This window comes from Pseudarthrobacter adonitolis (assembly GCF_055412845.1).
Genome location: NZ_JBVAYW010000024.1, coordinates 34,292 through 48,767, shown reverse-complemented (window position 1 = coordinate 48,767; position 14,476 = coordinate 34,292). Strand labels below are relative to the sequence as shown.

Below are 14,476 nucleotides of genomic sequence, written 5' to 3'. Positions count from 1 at the left end.
CGAAGGTGGGACGGATGCAACTTAACTACGAGGTACTCAACGTCTCCAATGCAGAGCATCGACTGGTGGTCTACCAAGCCCCGCCGGGTACAGCCGACCACGACACGATGCTGCTGCTGAACATGGTCGGCGGCCCCGCACCGAACAAAGCGGTGCCCACCGGGGAGCCCTCAACCGGAACATCCTCGGCCCGCCCCAACTGGTAGCCAGGGACCGATCTTCAGCCTCGCGGGGACCCTGTCATGATTGGTGTCTGACCGGATCGACTCGGAACCCTCCACGAACTCACCAAACTCGCACCCGTGGCCATCATCGCCGAAACCCTCGGCTACTCCCCCACCACCATCGAACGCCACGCCACAGACTCGGCCGCCGCCTATGCCCAATACATCGCAGCAGTGAGGACATAACCGGCAAGGAAGGCGCTGCAGTTGCAACTGATCCCGATGGATTAGCCTGTGAAGCCAGAGCTTCGGTGCAACACCGTAGGTTGCATCTGCGGCGAGATGATGGGGGCGAGCAATGAAATACGAGCAGGCCGGCGAACTTGTGGTGACCGAACCCTGGACAGCGCAATCGGCAAGGATCTTCGAGGAGGGACGCGCGCACCGGCTCGTGCTGAATTATGCGCTCGGATTCAACGAACCGACGCTCGACTTCCTCCGCGGGCTTCCGATTTGTGAACTGGAGATCATCGACCGGCGCCAGACCAACCTTGATCCCATCTATTCGCTTGCCCCGACCCTGGAATCGCTGCACGTGACCACCGATCCTGATCTGACGATCAGGATCGCCGAACTTCCCAAGCTCCGTAGTCTCGGGGCATCTTGGGCTCAGGTCAGGGACACCATCGGCCAAGTCTCCGGGCTCGACTACTTGTTCCTGCTGGCCTACACGCCTGACAATCTTGAGCCGCTGTCTTCACATGCAGGTCTCCAAACCCTCCGGATGAAGGATCGTCCGAGACTGAGCTCTCTGGCTGGCCTATCCCACTTACCCAAGCTCCAGCGACTCGGCATCTACCTAGCCACGCGGCTTAACGACATCTCTGAGCTCCGCGGCCGCTCCGAAATCCGAGAGCTCGAGCTAGTCTCCTGCAAAAAACTGACGAGGATCGACGATCTCGCAGAGTGCACAGGACTACGCAGACTCAACATCGCCGAGAGCGGCGACATCGAGTCGCTCAGTCCAGTGGCCGGGCTAACCGAGCTTGAGGAACTCTACCTCTACGGATCCACCAAGATCTTGGACCACGACCTCACCCCCATCACCGGCCTGAAACGACTTAGGAGCTTCGCGATGATGAACCGCCGCGGCTACGAGCCGTCAGTGGATGTTCTCAAACGACAGGTTGAAGGACTCACCTGAGCTCTGCCGGGAAGCAAGCCCCGGCGCGGCACGCAGCCAGCCACCTTCGAACTCCCGTGCCATGAATAACCGTGCATGGCGCCCTACGCCCATACATTGCGGCAACGAAAGTGATCAGGCGAAGCCCCTGAATACGCCGTCGGTATCGGCGCTTTCAGCAAAGTCTTCCCAATCCATGTTGGCAAGGTTCAGGTTGTTATCAACGCCCCACAGCCCACGCGCTACACACCGAAACGGCTGGCGGGAGGCCTCATCAAGGTCGACAACAAGAATCGGATAATCCGGTTCAAGAGCGGCGTGGTCCGCAACGAAGAGGACGGCTGCCTGATCCTCGGCCTCTAGAGCAGTCTCACGAAGCCGCTCCCAATCAGCGTTTTCCCAAGCGTTATCGGCGATGACTTCCACATAGGCACGAAAGCCATCTTCGTTTTCGGTCAGCACAACCGAGAGGGCGTCGAGCCAAGCCTTCTCATCTGCGAAGCTCGTGCGGACCAGAAGCGAATTTTCTGTCTTCGGAAGAATCGGCATGTCGCTATCCAACCATGCCGACCACAAGTGCCCCCGAGACAACGCTTGTGTCGTTAGGCCGCCGGGCTACTCCCGGCTCATGAATAACCGTGCATGCCAGTTGAGTAGGGCGAGTTCAAACAGATGAAGGAACCCGTCCACAGCCGGGTTCCTGTGTTTTCGAGGTCAGGCTTACCTTTCGCCGTCGTCGGCATCCACTTTCGCCCGTTCCTCCCCGTCCACGGCTGGATTGCAGAGATTCTGGGCGCCGTGCCGATCGCGAACGCTACAGCAGGATTTATCCTTTCCGGCGTGGCAATTCCGGGCTTCATCATCGTGTACGGCCTCCGCTGGCTGCTCGCGGGTGTCCTTTGCCTGAAGCTCGCCCCTCACCTGGTCAGCAAAAGCCCCCAACGGAATGGCAGTATATAGGCGATATCTGTCACTTCTGCCATCCAGATACGGACGGCCAATCGTTAGCGTAGGGGACATGACAATTTCAATCGACCTGCCGCCCAGCCCGGTCGCCCGCGCGGCACTCGCTGTAGTACAGGCTTCGGAGAGTCCCTCGGTAGCCAATCACAGCGTTCGGAGCTTCCTGTTTGCTGAACTCCTCGCGATCCACGAGGGCGCACTGAACGATGCGGCATATGACCGGGACCTTCTCTTCGCCGCCTGCGTCATGCACGACCTGGGTACCGGGACCAAAGCACCTGGCGAGCAGCGGTTTGAGGTGGAAGGCGCCGATCTGGCAGCCGAAGTCTTGACCCAGCATGGTGTGGCGGCGGGGGACGTTGACCGGGTCTGGGAAGCGATCGCCTTGCACAGTTCACCGGGCATCGCCGAGCGTCGAGGGCTTCTCGCCTACCTGACAACGGAAGGGATCGGGATCGACTTTGGCCACAAGGCCGACGTCGTCATGTCACAGGAGCAACGCATCCACGCAGAGTACCCGCGGCTGGACATGGTCAAGTCGCTCACGGACTCGATCGTCACTCACGCCGCTCATTCGGTCGCCGCCGCGCCGCGCTACTCACTGCCGGGCGAGCTTGCCCGCGAACGAAAAGAACAAGGAGCCAGCAGCATGGAATTGTCGGCGTCTTCCTCCGTGTGGGGATGCTGACCGCCAGCACCGAACGCACGCGGCGAACTTGCGGCTTTAGAATCAACTTCTACTTAGGCCGACAATGAAGCGAACGAGCAGCGTTTCGATTGTCCGGCGGCACGCCACTGGACAAGCGGCGAGCTGGCGGCATACTCCGTGCCCAAGTTGGTGCCCAGCAAGCCCCGGCTGGCAAAGCAGGATAGCCGACCGGCTGGCGAATGACCTGGACCTGTCCACAATCCTGCACGCCTGCGCCGATCCAACACGGCTTCGGTTGCTTGCCGACATCAACACCGAACCGGGCAAAACCTGTGGAACCTTCGAAACCGAACTTTCCAAATCAACGCTTTCGGCACACTTCAAAGTGCTCCGGGAATCCGGTCTCATCTGCCAGGAACCCGGTCCAGGCAACAGCCGGCTCAATTGGCAAGGACCGGGGAAGTCCAACCGCGATTTCCCGACGTTATCAGCGCCGTACTCAAGTCCGTGACTCGTTTGTCATGGCTGAACTTCGATGGAGTGGATGACGAGGATAACTCTTCGCCCGGCATTCAGTGAGGCCGTCCGATGAGCCGCTCCCAGAGGACGACGGCGCTGCTCAGTTTGTCGTATCGGTGCGGCTTCTGTTCGTCGACGGCGCGCATCCGAGTGACGAAAATTCTGCCCAAGGAGCACCGCTGTGCCATATCCGGAACCCACCACAACCTCTGCCCCGACCGAGCTAGTATTCTCGTTCGGCACCCTATTGGATGAGAAGGTGCAGCAGTCGCTGTTCGGTACCCGGGTCAACATGGTCGAGGACTCCCTAATCGGGCACGGAACCACCGAGGTCGTCATCACCGACCTGGATGTGATTGCCAAGAGCGGCAAGAACGTTCACTTCGGCCTCGTCCGGCGTGAACGGGACACAGTATCCGGCGGCCTGCTGGCTCTAACCCCCGACGAGCTGGCCGCAGCCGACGCATACGAGGTCGAAGCCTACGCCCGCCGCCGCGTGCCTACCGGAGCCCACGGACAAGCCTGGTGCTACGTCTCCGCCGACCCTCTGGACGTGGCCGAACGCATTGCCTTGATCGGCGACAGCATCGCCTACGGGCGCCGCACCCAGGACGGCGGCTGGGCCGCCCGGGTCGCCTCGCGACATATCGCCCGCGACGAGGAAAACAACCGGTTCTTCAACCTCTCCTGGCCCGGCGCCACCATGCTCGAGATCCTGGACGCCGCCGAGGCCGAGGTGGCCGCCCGCCGCGCCGACACGGTCCTAGTGGCGGCCGGCATCAATGACCTGCTCCACGCCGACGGACGAAGCGGGGCACAAGTGAGCCAGGACGTTATCGCCCGGCTGGAATCCTTCTGCGACGCCATGGAACCTCAGGGACGACGCGTGGTCGTGATGAGCCCGAACTGGGTGGACACCACCTTGGTCCCCGGCCTCCACCTAGGCGAGATCCGGGACTTGCGCGAGACTTTGCGGTCGTGGTGCGAGCGGACCTTCCGGGACTTCCTAGACACCTGGGACGTCCTCGCCGACCGCCCGGCCCTGTTCAGCGACGGCCTCCATCCCACGGCCGAGGGCCACCGGCTGCTGGCCGGGGCTGTCGGCAACGTCTGAACTGCTCCCGGGGCCGCGTGTAGTTAATCCGGGACAGCTGTCAGGGCGGTCTGCTCCCGCAGCCTATCGGCGTCGCAGCCGCCTCGGGTCGTGCAAGTCGAGAACGTGTGCGGATGTTGTCGTCAATAGCTCCGCCCGGGCGCGCAGCGACGTTTGCTGGGGCATGTGCCCAGCATCAAACTCCCGGCCGTCCCGTCGGCGACACCTCTGTTCTCTTGGGTCATCGGAGGACGCGGCCCAGCCTTCCCTTGTCGTGGCGGGTGGCAGTTCAGCGTCTGGCCGGGCCTAGTAGCCGCCTGGGGCGAGCCGCGCTGAAAGTGTGGGTTTCCTGCATTTAATGCATGTTTCCATGGATAGGGGTTCAGTCAGCGCTCAGGTTCGGGTTTCGTCTCGCGAATGCTGGCGGATCCGCAGCTAGCTGCATCGCCGCCTGGCTATCGGCTTATATGAGCGCCCAGAAGGGGATCAATACAGCGTCACACCGCTGACTGGAGTTCCAGGGGGAAGATCTCTGATCTGCTGATGGATCTGCCCAGCGATATTCGTGGCAACCACGAAGTCGCTCAGTTCGACGTTCCCTAGTTCCAGCGCACCTCCAAGTGCCGGAGGAACCCGGAAACTGTAAATCTGGGCTTCCCCAGGCCGAAGGCCTGTGCTTTCAGCCTCGCTGGCCAAACCAATCATGAGGTACTCATCCTGCCCGTCCCGGGAATTTAAAGAAGACTTGAACTCGCCTTCAGTTTCCCAATGCCGGCTCAACTCACCGGCAAGTAGGTCTAAGAACCAGAAGCCGTCCTCACCTTGGAGAAACACGTCGCCAAAGGGTGAGGTGAACAATGGCTGCTTACCGGAAAGCTCAAGGTATGACCACGACTCAAGCGCTGCCGCGTAATCCTCCGGTGTAAAGCGTCTAATCGGCTCCATATGCAGACCCTACAGGAGCTAGCGGAGCAACAAATCAGGGTGGACCGCAGACGATCTCGCGGGATGGAGGCTTGGGGCCCTGCGGAAACAGGGCCCCCGGACTCGGCCTGACTCGAACAGGCTGCCACCCTCTCCATCATGGGTGCGGTCATCCGGAGCCAGCGCACCTTGAGCGAGGACAAGATCATTGACTCACACTCGAAGCGGCGAAGCGAGTCGCCGGCTCCTGGTGCCTCCGCTTCACGTAGGGGGCCGAGCACACGTGCCAACGAAAGCGATTAGGCGAAGCCCCTGAACACATTGTCGGTGTCGGCGCTCCCAGCAAAGTCTTCCCAATCCATGTTGGCAAGGTTCAAGTTGTTATCAACGCCCCATAGCTCACACGCTACACACCTAAACGGCTGGCGCGAGGTCTCATCAAGGTCCACAACTAGAATCGGATAATCCGATTCTAGAGCGGCCTGGTCCACAACGAAGAGCACGGCTGCCTGATTCTCGACCGCTAGAGCAACTTCACGAAGCCGCTCGCAATCAGCTTCTTCCCACGCGTTATCGTCTACGACTTCCACGTAGGCACGAAAGCCATCCTCGTTTTCCGTCAGGACAACGGAGAGAGCGTCGCGCCAGGCCTTGTCATTTGTGAAGCTCGTGCGGACAAAAAGCGAATTCTCTGTCTTTGGAAGAACCGGCATGTCGCTATCCAATCATGCCGACCACAACTGCCCACCGAGACGTTGCTTAGTCGTCAGGTCCCCGGGCTACTCCCGGCCCATGAATAACCGTGCATGCCAGTTTATTGAGTACGGGGAGGACCAAAAAGGTTCTCGAAATTACCCGCCGTGCAACCCTTCGATCGTCTTCGTGTCATCAGGTGGCATCGCCCATCACACGACGGTCGCATCCGAAGGTCGCCGGAATGCCCACCGATGCCCAGCCTGACCTGCTCGCCTTCGCCGCTTTCCCAGAGCGTCACTGGCGGCAGAATTGGTCCACCATGGGACGGCATCGATTTTCCTTCCATACGTGCTGGGACGGTGTGTAGCCTCCCTGGCGTTGACCAGGCTCAGTACGCCAGCAGCAGAGTCCCATCTCAAAATCAGCAGAGTCCCATCTCAAAATCGAATCTAAGCGCTTAGATTCGCCATGTCAACGGGCAACTCCGGCAGTGCTATCGATTGGCCGATTCCCTGGAATGCGTGAAGCCGCGTTCCGGTTCAAGGAGCCGCTGCCAACCATCGCCTTGAACATGTTCGAAGATCAGGTTCGTTTCCGTACTCCTAACCGCGGGATGGCTCGCCAGGTAGCGGAGGACGAACTCGCGGAGTTCCGAGGCGCTAGCCGCCGCAATGTGCAACAAATAGTCGTCGGCGCCGGCCATGTGGAAAAGAGCTCTAACTCCGGGCCAGCTCGGAGCCGCTAGGCGGAAACTATCCACTTCACCACGAGCGTGCTTGACCAGGCGAACCGAAACAAGGGCCTGCAAGGGCGCCAACGTGCTGAAATCAAGCTCAGCTCGGTACCCAAGGATGTTCCCTGAGGCTTGGAGCCGGCGCAATCGCGTCGAGATGGTTGACTCTGCGACACCAATGTCAGCCGCGAGGGCGGCTCCGGATGCACGGGCATTAATTGAGAGGGCTCGCATCAGAGCACGATCGACGCTGTCAGGGACGGAAATCTGCGGTTCCATATGGGTCTACATCCAAAAAGTTGAAGAATGTGCGATGTATCTACCAATATAGCTATCTTCTGCGAATCAATTGCATCAAAATGCAGTATCTGCTTTGGTTGGGCCCATGCAAAAACCGCAATTTCGTATCGAAACGCTCGCCGTCCATTCCGGGATGGACGGCGTGACAGAGTCCGGTTCTCACGTTCCGACAATTGATCTTTCGACAACAAACCCGCTTGCGAGTGTCGAATCCGGGGGTGACTCTTACGAGAACCTGGCAGCCGGAGGGGACCTCGCCCCGGAGCAATCCGCCGTCTATCAGAGGCTGTGGCAACCGGGTGTAGCCCGTTTCGAGGACGGCATCGCCTCTTTGGAGGGGGCACACAGGGCCGTAGCCTTCTCCACGGGCATGGCCGCGCTTGCGGCTTGTCTGACAGCGACCGTGGCCGCCGGAAAGCCTCACGTAGTCGCGCTCAGACCTATATACGGTGGAACTGATCACGTACTCGCTTCAGCGCTCTTGGGAACGAGCGTGACATGGGTCGATGAAAACGGCATTGCCTCGGCAATCAGGGAGGACACCGGCCTGGTCATTCTCGAGACTCCGGCCAACCCCACGCTTGAGATGATTGATATTCGTCATGTTGTCGAACAAGCTGCTGGTGTCCCAGTATTGGTCGACAACACCTTTGCGACTCCGGTGATGCAACGCCCGATCGAACACGGCGCGACGCTCGTCCTGCACAGCGCCACGAAATATATAGGCGGCCATGGTGACGTGATGGGAGGGGTGGTTGCAACAAACCCCGATTGGACCGCACGGCTTCGGGGAGTCCGCGCTCTAACTGGAAGCCTCCTCAATCCATTCGCGGCCTATTTGCTTCATCGGGGGTTGCGCACATTACCCGTACGTGTCCGTGCGCAACAAGCGACAGCATTTGAGCTCGCGAGAAGGCTGCAGACTCACCCGGAGGTCGAACGGGTGATGTACCCGGGTCTCCCTGGACAGGATCCCAAGGGACTGCTCGGCCGGCAGCTTGACGGGCCTGGATCTCTCATCGCGATCGAGATGGTGGGCGGCTACGACGCCGCACGAACATTCGTGGAATCTTGCCGTCTCCTCACCCATGCGGTCTCGCTCGGAGGAGTTGACTCGCTGGTCCAGCACCCGGCTTCTCTGACGCACAGGCCTGTCGCTCCGGAAGCCCGACCAGGAGCAGGGATTGTTCGGCTCTCCATCGGGCTCGAGCACGTTGACGACTTGACCGCGGACATAACTGCGGCTCTCAACCCCTTGAGCCGGGTAGTCGAACAGACTCTTGGCGCCGCGACATGATGAGAACCTACGTGCATCCGCACGTTTCGCCCACTGCAAGTGAACCAGAGAGCACGTGATGCTTTGTGGACTCAGGTTGATCCCACGTGTCCAGGACCTCGAACGCCCTTAAGGCGAGCTCGTTGAGGGGAAGAGACACGGTGGTCAGTCGATTGTTTCCATAGAGGGCCTCTCGAATTCCATCGAAGCCGACAACAGCGAGGTCCCGAGGTATCTGCAGACCGACTACAGCAGCCGCACGCATTGTTGCCAGCGCCTGCTCGTCGGTGGTTGCAAAGATTGCCTGGGGTGGTGAATCGGATGCCAACAATCCGCGCACGACCGTCTCGGCTTCCAACCGATCAAACGGCGCACGATGCAGTTTCCCGTGCGTCGAAACCCCGGCTGCCCCGAGAGCCAGTTCCCAACCGCGTTTTCGTTGCCCCGAGGGACCGAAATCGTCCGGGCCGGTGACGCAGTGGATATCAGTTAGACCGTGCCCGAGGAGATGATTCGTGGCCAAGAGTCCGCCCCCCAGGTCGTCGAACACCACGCTGGGGGCATCCGAATTGAGTGGCATCGAATGAAGATAGATCCTCGGGCCGGCGCCCTTGGACTGAACCGTTGAATCGATGCTTGTCACGAATATTCCACGTGGACGCAGGTCCGAAAAGGCCAATTCGTATTCCACTTCCGCTGTTTGGTCGTAAGCAGTGTTTCCGAGGAGTGTGAGAAGGCCGCGCGCTTTGCCTTCCTGCTCGATATGCCGGGACATCTCACCGAAGAATGCATTCGAGGAGTCAGGTACCAAAAGTCCGACAAGGTTGGACCGACCGCTCATCAGGGCCCCCGCGATTGGGTTTCGCCTGTATCCGAGGTCTTCGATTGCCTTCTGCACTTTGCGCCGTGTATCCGGGGCAACCGGGCGCGGCCCGTCATTGATGACATAGCTAACGACCGCGGTGGAGGTTTGCGCCAGACGCGCAACGTCGGCCAAAGTGGGCCTTCGAGAAGTAGTGCTCATGTATCCCATCCCAATCTGCGAAATTCGCTCATCCGTCTGGTGGTATCACCCGCGAGCTCGGGCCCCGGGTCAGGCTCTGTCGTTAGTATGCCGCGGCTTGCAATCGCCCAAGCCGACAGAGCCCAAGCCGGCGTGGTCGTAGAACGTCTCATGCTCGCCCTAAGTCGCAGCCACAATCTCTGTGAGCAGTCGACTGATGGCGGTTCCGCGGCACGTCCGGCAGCAATGACCTCTCTGCCGAGAGTCAAGGCCAGGTCATGTCGTTCCACTCCCGCAAGCCAAGCAGTCTCCTCCGCGGCTTGCTGCGTGACCGCCAATGGATCCGTCTGTGATGTATCAAGAGGGTTGTGGCGTATATCTGGCATGCGGTCACTGCACACGTCATGTTCGAAAACGGGTTCTGCCGATTCCATGGCCCCACCTTGCCTTTCTGCCTCCGAGGGCGTCACTTCTCTGACGATGGTTGACAGCTATCATTCTAAGCGCTTAGAGTCGTCGAAACCCAATGCATATCGGCTCCGTCGGAACCGATGCACACATTCTCACCAACGGAGTTGAGGGCTCGACATGAACGATATCGGGAAGAAAGGGACCTTCTGCTTACCCGCGGCACTCAGGTCGTACTTTGCCCAAGATCCAATGCTGTGATCGGGCTCGATCTTCCCCCCGCCGCGGCGTATCTGAGCGAGGGCCATAAGATTGCGATCGGCACGGACTCGCTCGCCTCGTCCCCGTCACTTGATCTCATGTCAGACGTGAGGCTCCTGGCAGATCTGGCCCGCGAGCAGGGTTACATCAAAAAAGACCTCTTCGTGCGACTGATCCGAGCCGCCACGACCGGCGGCGCCAAGGCGATGGGGCTTGCAGTGGGGTCAGGATTTGGAGCCCTTTCTCCCGGAGGCCCAGCCGATATTGCACTCTTTGCAATTGAAGTTCACGATCATGACGTCGAACGATCGCTGGTATATCAGGGCGAGGGAAACTGTGTTTTAACCATTTCGGGCGGCAAGACCATTTATGACGCCCGCGAAACTGCCAACAATGGCCTCAACCGTCGATTCGACCATGAAGTGGCAGCGTCTCCATGACGGAAGTCTCCGCCTCAGGTTCGCCTCGCGGCAGTCGAGCCAACCACCACTGATCCGGTTTTACGAGAATCGGCTTGCAAATCGCTTCTCACACGCGACCGGTACCCACACCCAGCGCACAGCCGTGCGCACAGATTCACCAGGGGACAACCAACATGACTGCCACCACGTTCTTCGACAATCAGGCGCCCGACTCTGAGACCGGACACGCAGAATTCAGCTCTCAAACCTTGCGCGACATCGAACGGCGAGTGTTGTGGCTTGCAACCTCGATCGTTCACCACGCGAACCGTGTTCGTCCCAACAAGTCAGGAGTCAAGGTCGGCGGGCACCAGGCGTCAAGTGCATCAATGGTAACGATCATGACTTCGCTCTGGTTCGGTCAGCTTCGGGCGGAGGACCGTGTGTCTGTGAAGCCGCATGCTTCCCCGGTGCTGCATGGGATCAACTATCTGCTGGGCAGCCTGGATGAGAAGTACCTCACGACGCTGCGGGAGTTCGGCGGGCTGCAGAGTTACCCGAGCCGGTCCAAGGACCCGGACCCGGTGGACTACTCCACGGGCTCGGTCGGTATCGGTGCGACAGCGCCGATCTGGGGTGCGATCTCGCGGCGTTACACCGAGACCGTGACCGGCACGCCGACCCGGGGGCGCCAGTATTCCCTTGTCGGCGACGCCGAGCTCGACGAGGGGGCCGTCTGGGAGGCCGTCCTGGACTCCAACGTTGCCGATCTCGGTGAGATCGTGTGGATTGTTGATCTGAACCGGCAGTCCCTGGACCGGGTCGTGCCCAACATCGCGGCGGGCAAGATCGAGCGTCTGTTCGCGGCCGCCGGCTGGCAGGTCATCACCGTGCGCTTCGGGCGCCTCCTCGAAAGCCTCATGGCACGTACGGGAGGCGATGCTCTGCGGGAGCGCATCACTGAGATGTCCAACCCCGAGTACCAGCGGCTCCTGCGTTGCTCCGCCGAAGAACTGCGCCGCCGCCTCCCCGGTGACGGCGCAGGGAGTGAGGCCATCGCCGGCCTCATCGCGGGCGTCGAAGACGACGTGTTGATCCGGGCGATCAGGAACTTGGGCGGACATGACCTGGCCGCACTGCGCGAGGCTTACTCGCAGATCGATGACACCAAACCGACCGTCATCATCGCCTACACCGTCAAGGGCAACGGCCTGCCCACCGAGGGCCACCCGCAGAACCACTCCTCGCTGCTCACCGTTGAGCAGTACCGTCAGCTCGCAGACCGGATGGGTGAGAACCCTGATGCCCCGTGGGTGCGTTTTGACCCCTCAAGCCCCGCCGGGCAGCTGGTCCGGACAACAGCTGAGTCCCTCCAGCGCGAGAGCGTACCGGTGGTGGCCCCGCCGACAGTCCCGACCGATTTTGGCAGGACTCCCTCAGGCACGGCCACGACGCAGGCCGCCCTGGGGCGTGCGCTGCTGGACCTCAACCGGACGGCGCCCGAGGTCGCCCGGCGAGTCGTGACCGTCAGTCCCGACGTGAGTTCCAGCACCAACCTCGCCGGCTGGTTGAACAAGGTCGGGGTGTGGTCAGTTGAAGAGCGCCAGAACTGGTTCAGTGACGACGCCGAAACCGTGATGCATTGGCGGGAAAATCCCACCGGACAACACATCGAACTTGGCATCGCCGAGGTCAACCTGGTTGGGCTCATCAGTGAGCTCGGCGCGACTTGGAGCCGTTGGGGCCAGCCTCTTTTCCCGATCGGTGTGCTCTATGACCCGTTCGTTGAACGGGCTCTGGAACCATGGTCCTACGGTATCTACGCCGGCGGGCAGTCGATCCTGGTAGGGACACCGTCCGGTGTTACGCTCGCCCCCGAAGGCGGGGCCCACCAGTCCATCAAGACCCCCTCCATCGGGTTGGAACAGCCCGGGTGCACCAGCTACGAACCGGCGTTCGCCATTGATGCTGAATGGACGCTGCTCGCCTCGATGTCGCAGCTCGGACGACCGGATGGCAAGTCCGCCTACCTGCGGCTCTCCACGAAACCGGTCGATCAGCAGCTGGCTGCCGTGCCCGAGGATCCGGCTGCCCGTGAGCGTCGCCGCCGTCAGGTGGTTGCCGGCGGTTACGTGCTGCGCGCGGCCACTAACCCGGCCGCGACGATCGTCACCATGGGAGCCCTGGTCCCGGAAGCGCTGGCAGCCTCCGATCGCCTGGCGGCCCAGGGCACTCCGGTGGACGTCGTGTGTGTCACCAGCCCGGGCCTGCTCTATGAAGCGCTCCAGGGCCGCAACGGACAGAACCAGGACGCACCGTCCTGGATTCTGGATCAGATCCTGCCACCGGAGCGTGCTGTTCCCATGGTCACGGTCCTCGACGGACACCCACACACACTGGCGTTCCTCGCCGGCGTGCACCAGGTCAAAAGCCGCAACCTCGGCGTGGACCGCTTCGGTCAGGCCGGCGACGTCGACGACGTCTACCGTTACCACGGAATCGATGTGGACAGCATCGTGCGCGCCACCCTGGACGTGACCCAGTGACAGAGACGACGACAACAACGTTCACCCTGCCGCCGATGGGAGCGGGCGGAACGGTCGCGACCCTTTCGCGCTGGCTGAAAAACCCAGGCGATCCGGTCACCGACGGCGAGCCGTTGCTCGAGGTCGCGACGGACAAGGTCGATACCGAAATATCCGCTCCCTTCTCCGGCACCCTGATCCGTATCCTCGCCCAAGAAGAAGGACTCATGGTTCCCGTGGTCCGCGACACCCAAACGAAGGATGTCGACGAGATCGCCGCGGCCGTGGACGATCTCGCCGGACGAGTGCGTACCGGCCGGATCACTCCCGTAGACCTGGAGGGCGGGACGTTCACGATCACCAACACCGGCAGCAGGGGCTCCCTCTTCGATACCCCCATCCTCAACTACCCCCAGACAGCAATCCTCGGCACCGGGACCGTCGTGGAACGCGTCGTGCCCCTCCCCTCAGAAGATGTCCGCATCGGCATCAGATCCTTCGCCTACCTCGCCCTGACCTACGACCACCGGATCGTCGACGGAGCAGACGCCGCCCGCTTCCTCTCACAAATCAAGACACACATCGAAACGGGCGCGGCCGACAGAATCTAAGCCGTGATCCGGTGTGGGCCAACGAGAGGCTATGGATTAAACCAGCCGCCAGAGCGAAAGGAGCACCGGCATGAGCCTGCACCAACAGTCCAGGGAAAGCGTCCTCCTCAACGGGCGGGGCTACAACCGCGTCGGCGAGGCCGCGAAAGAAACGTTGCTAGCCCTGACCATCCAGAATCCTACGGCTACCGGGGCCAGCCAAACGCTCCTTATGAAGCAGTGGAAGCGCCTCTGGCCTCAGGAATTTGTCGAGCTTCGCCGCGGCCTCCAGGTAATTGGCACCGGATGGGTCAATGAAGTCACCCGGGACGGCAGTATCATCTGGATCCATCTGAGCGGCGATGGGGTCGGGTAATGATCCACGAGGGCGACGGGATCGACATTTGCCGTGCAGACCCCCGGATCCGCCAGAAGGGGTGTTGGCAACGGTGCTGCCACGAGCCGCAATCGCCGTATCCGCTTTTCGCGGCGCCAATGCCCGCTGGCATCCTCTCCGGTTTGGTCCATGCCCTTGTGGGAATCGCGTGCCGAGTCAAACAGGTGTCAGCTTGGGGTACACCCCAACCGGACGTCAGGCAGCCTCTTGGACACCGTCAGGATAGGGTCTACATAGCGTTCCGGCACGCCCCCAATGGAAGCACTTAGATTCCAATCTGACAGGACTTTGCAAAGAGCCACCACGTCGCCGGTAGCGCCCACGGTGTCCGTCTGGCCTGGGCACGTTGGCGCTGTCAAGATCAATGAGTCCCGCCGACACCAGGTCAGTG

At 61.1% G+C, this 14,476-nt stretch carries 16 protein-coding genes; 11 read left to right on the top strand and 5 right to left on the bottom strand.

The window, feature by feature from the left end:
- Positions 1-206, top strand: a 206-nt coding sequence (locus tag ACZYZ4_RS17240) for a hypothetical protein (RefSeq protein WP_463862849.1), incomplete at its 5' end; no start/stop codon positions are given.
- Positions 207-522: 316 nt separating this feature from the next.
- A complete protein-coding gene (locus tag ACZYZ4_RS17235; RefSeq protein ID WP_463862847.1) occupies positions 523-1,368 on the top strand; it encodes a leucine-rich repeat domain-containing protein in 846 nt (281 codons plus the stop codon).
- Between the two features lie 114 nt (positions 1,369-1,482).
- Here the strand turns inward: ACZYZ4_RS17235 and ACZYZ4_RS17230 are convergent, their stop codons facing one another.
- Complete coding sequence (locus tag ACZYZ4_RS17230; RefSeq protein ID WP_463862845.1) at positions 1,483-1,896, bottom strand: DUF6924 domain-containing protein; 414 nt, start codon at positions 1,894-1,896, stop codon at positions 1,483-1,485.
- A 123-nt stretch (positions 1,897-2,019) separates the two neighbouring features.
- Between ACZYZ4_RS17230 and ACZYZ4_RS17225 the strand changes: the two genes are divergently transcribed.
- From ACZYZ4_RS17225 to ACZYZ4_RS17210, 4 genes are all read left to right on the top strand, one after another.
- Positions 2,020-2,307 carry a DUF6609 family protein gene (locus ACZYZ4_RS17225; RefSeq protein WP_463862844.1) on the top strand — a complete coding sequence of 96 codons (288 nt, stop codon included), beginning with the start codon at positions 2,020-2,022 and terminating at the stop codon, positions 2,305-2,307.
- A gap of 58 nt (positions 2,308-2,365) precedes the next feature.
- Entirely contained in the window at positions 2,366-2,998 is a 633-nt protein-coding gene (locus ACZYZ4_RS17220; protein ID WP_463862842.1) for an HD domain-containing protein, read from the top strand.
- Positions 2,999-3,062: 64 nt separating this feature from the next.
- The gene (locus ACZYZ4_RS17215; RefSeq protein WP_463862840.1) at positions 3,063-3,470 is read left to right on the top strand and encodes an ArsR/SmtB family transcription factor; all 408 of its coding nucleotides are present in this window, start codon (positions 3,063-3,065) and stop codon (positions 3,468-3,470) included.
- A 189-nt stretch (positions 3,471-3,659) separates the two neighbouring features.
- A complete protein-coding gene (locus ACZYZ4_RS17210) occupies positions 3,660-4,592 on the top strand; it encodes a GDSL-type esterase/lipase family protein (protein ID WP_463862839.1) in 933 nt (310 codons plus the stop codon).
- Between the two features lie 465 nt (positions 4,593-5,057).
- Here the strand turns inward: ACZYZ4_RS17210 and ACZYZ4_RS17205 are convergent, their stop codons facing one another.
- The 3 genes from ACZYZ4_RS17205 to ACZYZ4_RS17195 form a co-directional block, all read right to left on the bottom strand.
- Positions 5,058-5,516 (bottom strand): T6SS immunity protein Tdi1 domain-containing protein, encoded by a 459-nt coding sequence (locus ACZYZ4_RS17205; RefSeq protein ID WP_463862838.1) that lies wholly within the window; start codon positions 5,514-5,516, stop codon positions 5,058-5,060.
- 278 nt (positions 5,517-5,794) lie between these two features.
- A complete protein-coding gene (locus tag ACZYZ4_RS17200; protein WP_463862836.1) occupies positions 5,795-6,208 on the bottom strand; it encodes a DUF6924 domain-containing protein in 414 nt (137 codons plus the stop codon).
- Positions 6,209-6,684: 476 nt separating this feature from the next.
- Positions 6,685-7,203, bottom strand: a complete 519-nt coding sequence (locus tag ACZYZ4_RS17195) for an Lrp/AsnC family transcriptional regulator (RefSeq protein ID WP_463862835.1) — start codon at positions 7,201-7,203, stop codon at positions 6,685-6,687.
- 106 nt (positions 7,204-7,309) lie between these two features.
- Between ACZYZ4_RS17195 and ACZYZ4_RS17190 the strand changes: the two genes are divergently transcribed.
- A complete protein-coding gene (locus ACZYZ4_RS17190) occupies positions 7,310-8,521 on the top strand; it encodes a trans-sulfuration enzyme family protein (protein WP_463862833.1) in 1,212 nt (403 codons plus the stop codon).
- Between the two features lie 7 nt (positions 8,522-8,528).
- Here ACZYZ4_RS17190 and ACZYZ4_RS17185 read toward each other — a convergent pair whose 3' ends face one another.
- Positions 8,529-9,524, bottom strand: a complete 996-nt coding sequence (locus tag ACZYZ4_RS17185; protein WP_463862831.1) for a LacI family DNA-binding transcriptional regulator — start codon at positions 9,522-9,524, stop codon at positions 8,529-8,531.
- Positions 9,525-10,054: 530 nt separating this feature from the next.
- Between ACZYZ4_RS17185 and ACZYZ4_RS17180 the strand changes: the two genes are divergently transcribed.
- The 4 genes from ACZYZ4_RS17180 (at position 10,055) to ACZYZ4_RS17165 (ending at position 14,064) form a co-directional block, all read left to right on the top strand.
- Entirely contained in the window at positions 10,055-10,612 is a 558-nt protein-coding gene (locus ACZYZ4_RS17180; RefSeq protein WP_463862830.1) for an amidohydrolase family protein, read from the top strand.
- Positions 10,613-10,974: 362 nt separating this feature from the next.
- Complete coding sequence (locus ACZYZ4_RS17175; RefSeq protein ID WP_463862828.1) at positions 10,975-13,119, top strand: thiamine pyrophosphate-binding protein; 2,145 nt, start codon at positions 10,975-10,977, stop codon at positions 13,117-13,119.
- Complete coding sequence (locus tag ACZYZ4_RS17170) at positions 13,116-13,709, top strand: 2-oxo acid dehydrogenase subunit E2 (RefSeq protein ID WP_463862826.1); 594 nt, start codon at positions 13,116-13,118, stop codon at positions 13,707-13,709. Before ACZYZ4_RS17175 ends, ACZYZ4_RS17170 begins: the two co-directional genes overlap by 4 nt.
- Before the next feature lie 70 nt (positions 13,710-13,779).
- Entirely contained in the window at positions 13,780-14,064 is a 285-nt protein-coding gene (locus tag ACZYZ4_RS17165) for a hypothetical protein (RefSeq protein WP_463862825.1), read from the top strand.
- Positions 14,065-14,476 lie beyond the last annotated feature (412 nt).